Consider the following 6,040-nt stretch of genomic DNA (forward strand, 5'->3'; position numbering starts at 1 on the left):
TCCTCGTACTCGGCGGTGTCTTCCTCCGGCTCCTCCTCCGCCTCGGTGGTGTCTTCCTCGGGCTCCTCCTCGTCCTCGTACTCGCCGGTCTCGTCCTCCGGCTCCTCCTCCGCCTCGGCGGTGTCTTCCTCGTACTCGCCGGTCTCGTCCTCCGGCTCCTCCTCCTCGTCCTCGCCGGTCTCCTCCTCCGGCTCCTCCTCCTCGTACTCGTCGGTCTCGTCGTCAGCTGGTTCTTCGTTGTTGTCCTCGGCATCCTCGGGTTCGACGACCTTGCCGTCCCGGATCTCCCCGCGCCAGCCCTCCACCTCGTCRGGATGGAGAACGGMCTGSGTCATGACATGGCGTSCRAAGTGTTTCAAYTCCARCCGYGYTCGTCGYCCYTGTGCACGCCACAGGTTTCCCGTCTTCTCGAACAAKCCCTTCGGGTGATACTCGAGGATCAGAACGATGCGGGTGAGATCGGGAGTCACCTCGTGGAACGTCACCGCCCCGTCGATGAAACCCTTGGCACCCTTCGAACGCCACACGATCCGCTCATCCGGGACCTGCTCGATGATCGACGCTTCCCAGGTCCGGTGCGACAAGAAGATCTGAGCCTTCCACTCGASCTTYTCGTCCGCCTCCTGCTCCACCCGCTCGACCTTCTTCATGAAGGAGGGAAAGTCGRCGAATTGGGTCCACTGGTTRTASGCCAGTTGGACCGGGACACCGACATCGATCGTTTCGACGATATTGGTCAACTTGAGCTTCTTGCCCTTACCGCCACCGCCACCACCGGTGACCGCGTCCTTCACATCCGACGCCGTCTCCTTCACCTTGTCGGTCAACCCGGAGAACAGTGACTTGCCGTCGCCCTTCTCGTCCCCCTCACCATCACCGTTGCCGTTTCCGGTGACCGCGGACAGCAGGCTGCCGCCGCCGCCCTCGGCGTAGTCGGTGAGCCGGCCGGACGCACCCTGCACCTTGTCGGACACGGTGGACATCGCCTTGTCGGTCACGGTGCCGAGCAGGCCCTGCGCCGCCTTCTTCAGCGGTGACAGCGATGCGGCCTCACCGGACGCACCGGACACGTTCTGGCGCAGCTTCTTCGCCGCGCTGTCGAGATTCGAGGTCATCGCTGATCACTTCCGGGTGCGTCGTCGTACGGGTACAGAATCGGTCGTCGCCTTCGCGCGCGTCCTGCGGGCCCTGGCTCGGGCCAGATCGTCTTCCTCGTCGTCGTCCTTCGACGACCGCGACCGGGACCGGGTGGGCCGGGAACTACCGCCACTCGACGAGCGGCGGCGCGGGGCCGGGCGCTTGCGGGCGCGGGGCGCCTCCTCCTCGGCTTCGTCCTCCTCGGCGGTCTCGTCCTCCGTGTACTCGTAGTCGTCCTCGGGCTCCTCGTGACGTTTGCGCTTGGACCTCTTCCCGCCCGAAGCCTCGTCGCCGCCCGATTGCAACCGGGAGTTGAGCGAGTCGATGCGATGGCTGGCCGCGGTCACCGCGGCCGTCTTCGCCGCGTTCATCAACTCCTTCCGGACCGCCCCGCCGAGCTTGGCGACCTCGGGCGAATCCCCGAGCAGCTTGCCGGCCTGACCGAGCACACCCAGTGAGCCAGAAGGAAACCGACTGGATGCTCCGGCGCCCGCGAGCATCAGCGCCAACTTCATCTTGTGCGTGCGGCCCAGCATGTACCCGGCACCCACGGCCAACGCCATCTGACCCTTGCCTGCCATCGCCCAACCCCTTTGTCGAGAAGATGTGGTGCACCTCGGCGCCGGCGTCGGCGAAAAGGGTGGGGGCCGTGGTCGGTGGGTGGTGCCTTCGTTCCCGCCGACTACCCCGCGTCGGCGACGCTCAATCCGGCCGCACACCACATCCCCAATCCGAAACAGCCACCGCACGAAGCAGGCCGAGGCCGGGCTTTCAGGGAAACCCGCGTAGCGCAGTGGCAAGCGGGTACCCGCTTGATACGCTGCCCGCCCCGCAAGCGGTCCGGGCAGCCAGCCCCGCTCCGGCCGTTGAACCCCTCGGCCCGCGGGGCGCCCCGCCGCGCGGGGCCGAGGTCAAGCGTTCGCCCACCCCACCTCAGCCCGCACGCGGCCCCACCTCCGTAACCTCGTGGATCACGCGAATACACACGAGAAACAAATGCGCCGATCAATTTCGAATTCACCTTACTTGCTAACCGATTTCCCAGAACATTATGGGCGGTTGTTATTTTACCCCGAACATTATGGGCGGTTGTTAATTTCATTATGTGAGAAATTCGGTTTTTTGCGAAACACTCCACGCCCCCGAGCGCGATAGGCACGGTAAGCGGTGATCGACGATCCCGTGGATTCATCACCAGGAAAGGCGTGAATTCCGATGGGTTCTGCTTCAATGCCCGTTCGAGGCGTTCCTGAAGTGGCTGAGCGTCACCATCGGCGGCGGCATCGGCCTGAGCTGACCGACCGAATCCGCGACGGCGGTGGCCCGGCCCGCCTGAGGGCAGCCGGTCCACCGCCCTGATCAGCACGATCACCGGCCAGGTCGCCGCCTACCCCTACCACCGTCCTCGGCCGGGAAGCGAGCTCGGTCCACGGGGTGCCCGGTCGGCAAGCGACCGGGGCCGATGAGTCGATATCGTCACCCCGAAATCGGGCCAGTCGACCCGGAATAACTTTGCGCGAAGCGCGGCTCAAGAATGTGGGTCTCCCCGAAATTAGCGCGGCTCGAGGAAGTGACGCTTCGCAATGTACGCGCGTTTTTGCCGACACGGAAACTCTACAGACCCGTTGCCGTATTTTCATCTCACCTGGCACGAGAGTGACGGGTTTCGGAACTTCACGAGCGCGCAGCATGTGCAAAGGGCACCCAGGGAGACGACGCGAATGAACACCAAATGCGGCGTCGTCATCAGCATCGCCCGCACGCCCGTGGATCGGTAGGACCGCGGCATGGGGCATGGGGCATGGGGCATGAGGCATCGGATGGGAGAGGCCGTGGAGATGTCGCCTCGGCATGTCGCCGCCGCCGATTCCGCGACTCGGGAGCCTTCTCGTGAAACGAATGCGGTAGCCGGTGCGACATAACTATTCACTGAAAGTTGTTGTGCAAGAATGAAACCAACCAGTCGTGACTGAATTATTCAAACCGTACCGGGCGCCGGAGGGCGCCGCACAATCCGGGTTACCCGAAGAGGTGACCCGATCCGGGTTCTCCGAAGAGGTGACCCAATCCGAGACGGGATCGTTCCCGGGCGCGGCGATGTCGGCGCAGCTGGTCGCCGCGTTGGAATGCGCGCCCGCCCCGGTGGCGCTGTGGGAGTTCGGCTCGGGCCGTCTCCGCTATCTGAACCCAGCCGGAGCCGCCCTGGTGGGGTTCCCGAAGGGCGGCGAGGTGTCCGCGCGCAGGGCTGCCGATGTCTGCACCGCCAGCGCGGTGGCGCAGGCACCGGAGGTCTCGGCCGCCCTGACCGGACGGGGTCGGTGGTGCGGGCCGACGGAGTTGCGGCATTTGCGCACCGGTGCGCCGATCCCGGTGGTCCTGTCGGTCTTCGTCACCGAGCGCGACGAGGACGGGCGCCCGCTGCTGATCGGGGTAATCAGCCGTGAGCCGTCCACCGCGGGCGAGCAGGGGCAATCGCTGCTCGCCGCCCTAGCGGAAGCCGACCGCCGGTGCCGGGAACAACACGTACTCGCCGAACTGAGCCGGCTCGCGGTCACCGCCAACCTCGACACTCTCCTGACCGCCGCGACCACGGAGCTCACCGCACTGCTGGGGGTGCGGTGCGCGGCGGTGGCCCGGGTGCCGGACACCGCCGGGGCGGCGCTGACGGTACTCGGCTACCACGGGCCCGGGCCGCGCCCGACCACCGTCGCCGCCGGCCACGGCTCGCTGACCGGGTACGCGGCCGCCGAGGCGGCGGTGGTGGTGTGCTGCCCGGACCGCGCCCGTGAGCGCCGGTTCGCCACCGCGGACATGGCCGCGCACGGGCTGGGCGGCGGCATCGGTGTGCCGATCGGGCACGACCCGATCTGGGGGGTGCTGACCGCCCATTTCGCCCGACCGCGCCCTACCCGGGAGCATGAGGTGGCGTTTGTGTCCGCGGTGGCCGCGGTACTGTCGACCGCGCTCGAGCGAATCGAGGCGGAGGAGCGATTGCGGCATCGGAGCCTGCACGACCCGCTCACCGGGTTACCGAACCGCACCCTGGCCCTGGAGCGGATCACCACCGCCCTCGACCGAGCGGCACGCACCGGCGGCCTGGTGGCGGTGCTGGTGATCGACCTCGACAACTTCCGACACCTCAACGCCCGATTGGGGCACGCCGGTGGCGACGCCGCCCTGATCCGACTCGCCGATCGCCTGCGGTCCGTGGTCCGGCCGACCGACACCGTGGCGCGCCTGGGCGGCGACGAATTCCTGATCCTGTGCCCGGCCGTCACCGGTCCCGCGGACGTGATTGCGATCGCCGACCGGATCGCCACCGTGGACCCGCACCCGGGGGACGGGCCGATCACTGCGAGTATCGGTATCGCCGTCACCGGTGCCGCCGTCTCCCCGCACGAGCTGATTCATCACGCCGACCGGGCGATGTACCGGGCCAAGGCCACCGGACCCGGCCAATATGCACTGCACCATCCCGATACCCACGGAACGGGCCTCTGAACGGCGCACACAACGCGAGAAACTCCGGGACCAGCGTGGTCGGGCTTACCGCACTACACCCAGGGTCGCGTAGAGCTGGGTGGCTGGGCATATGCCTAGTCTTCCCTGGTTGTGGGCCGCGAGCCGCGCCACATTGCGCCTGCCGTTCAGTTACTGCCCTTTGATGTCCTCATTCGAACGCGCGTCGGCAGCGGTCGATCATGTCCTCGGCACGGCGCCGGAAATCGGTCACCTCCACCCCGTCGAGGAGTTCGCCGAGGACGTCGAGCTCGGTGAGCCACCAGCCCATCTCTTCGATTCCGTCCTGGCGGCGGGGGCAATCGTGGCTGAACTGCAAAACCGTCCGCGAGTGCCCGTCGCCGGTGATCTCCCACCGCAGCACGCTCTCCCCGCAGGTGAACTCGAGCAGGCTGGGCGGCCGGACCCGGCACGCCATGCCCGTGCCTGCGCACGCGGGATGCAGCAGGCGGAGCACCCGCCACACCTCGTCGCAGTCGTGGTGCAGCCGGCGCTCGAGATGCAGCCGGTAGCGCCCGTTCTCGTCGACGGTGACGATATCGGTCATCGGCGGACATCCTCCGGCGCCCCGACCTTCGGATCAACGTGGTCTTTCGCGGAGGCTACCCAGGTACGCAGGCGCGCAACCGACACCTCCCCACCGCCCGTGGGGCACGCCGCTTACGTCAGGGATGGATCCCGCCGTCTCGGGGCACGAGTTCGAACCACGCACTCGCTCCACCCCGCAGATGCGGATCCGGGTAGCACAGGGCAAGGCCTTGTGCATCGAACGCGGTGAACCACTCCTGCCAGGAGATGTGCTCGAGCTCGCCGGGGCGGACCGCGGCAAAGTCGATATGCAGGGCGCCGACGTCGTCGGTTTTCGCCGCCGTTCGTGCCGGTACGCCGTGATGCGCCTGAATCCAACCGCGGATCTCGTCGTGATCGGTGGTGATGTGCCGGTGTGAGGTCATCGGATCGGTCCTGGTTGGGGGAGTCTCGGATTGGTTCTCGGGTTACCCGCGACAGCGCGACCTGAACCCAACGTGCGAGCCGTAGGCCGCCCCCGATTCCGCATCAATGTCCCCAGGGGCATCGAGAGGGCTACGATCCGCGGTGTGACGCTCGGCGGTCTCACGATGTCCCTTCTCCGCTTCCCCTATCGGCTGCTGCGGGTTCCCCTGCAGTTGGTCGAGGTGATCGCGCAATCCCATCTCGACGAGCAGGCACCCACGCGGCTCGCCTACGAGCGGTTCCTCATCGCCGGCGACCGCGCCGCCGCCTACCTACTGGACGACGAGAACGCGGCCCGCCGCGCCGTCGCCCTGACTCGACACATCGTCGCCGTCCACCTGCTGATCGCCCGCGAGCACCAACGGATCCGACACCGGGGCCTGCTCCTGCT

6 protein-coding genes are annotated in these 6,040 nt (G+C 67.2%); 2 read left to right on the forward strand and 4 right to left on the reverse strand.

The features are described 5' to 3' along the window. Nucleotides 1-1,115: SRPBCC family protein (locus tag AC1D1G_RS40180; RefSeq protein ID WP_477956379.1), on the reverse strand; the 1,115-nt coding region annotated here is incomplete at its 3' end. A gap of 6 nt (nt 1,116-1,121) precedes the next feature. After that, a complete protein-coding gene (locus AC1D1G_RS40185) occupies nt 1,122-1,718 on the reverse strand; it encodes a hypothetical protein (protein ID WP_133988164.1) in 597 nt (198 codons plus the stop codon). Between the two features lie 1,384 nt (nt 1,719-3,102). Between AC1D1G_RS40185 and AC1D1G_RS40190 the strand changes: the two genes are divergently transcribed. Then, nucleotides 3,103-4,638 carry a diguanylate cyclase domain-containing protein gene (locus AC1D1G_RS40190; protein WP_477956380.1) on the forward strand — a complete coding sequence of 512 codons (1,536 nt, stop codon included), beginning with the start codon at nt 3,103-3,105 and terminating at the stop codon, nt 4,636-4,638. A gap of 169 nt (nt 4,639-4,807) precedes the next feature. Here the strand turns inward: AC1D1G_RS40190 and AC1D1G_RS40195 are convergent, their stop codons facing one another. Together AC1D1G_RS40195 and AC1D1G_RS40200 are read right to left on the reverse strand one after the other, a co-directional pair. Then, nucleotides 4,808-5,203, reverse strand: coding sequence for an SRPBCC family protein (locus AC1D1G_RS40195; RefSeq protein WP_043787913.1), 396 nt, complete (start codon nt 5,201-5,203; stop codon nt 4,808-4,810). Between the two features lie 118 nt (nt 5,204-5,321). Continuing rightward, nucleotides 5,322-5,609, reverse strand: coding sequence for a hypothetical protein (locus tag AC1D1G_RS40200; protein WP_005562817.1), 288 nt, complete (start codon nt 5,607-5,609; stop codon nt 5,322-5,324). Nucleotides 5,610-5,753: 144 nt separating this feature from the next. Here AC1D1G_RS40200 and AC1D1G_RS40205 point away from each other — a divergent pair. Next, nucleotides 5,754-6,040, forward strand: a 287-nt coding sequence (locus AC1D1G_RS40205) for a hypothetical protein (RefSeq protein WP_477956381.1), incomplete at its 3' end; no start/stop codon positions are given.

Source organism: Rhodococcus sp. P3_B8 (assembly GCF_056402775.1).

Bases quoted from the DNA above. Each gene is read 5' to 3' on its own strand.
- AC1D1G_RS40200 (WP_005562817.1), bottom strand. From the start codon at position 5,609: ATGACCTCACACCGGCACATCACCACCGATCACGACGAGATCCGCGGT.
- AC1D1G_RS40195 (WP_043787913.1), bottom strand. From the start codon at position 5,203: ATGACCGATATCGTCACCGTCGACGAGAACGGGCGCTACCGGCTGCAT.
- AC1D1G_RS40185 (WP_133988164.1), bottom strand. From the start codon at position 1,718: ATGGCAGGCAAGGGTCAGATGGCGTTGGCCGTGGGTGCCGGGTACATG.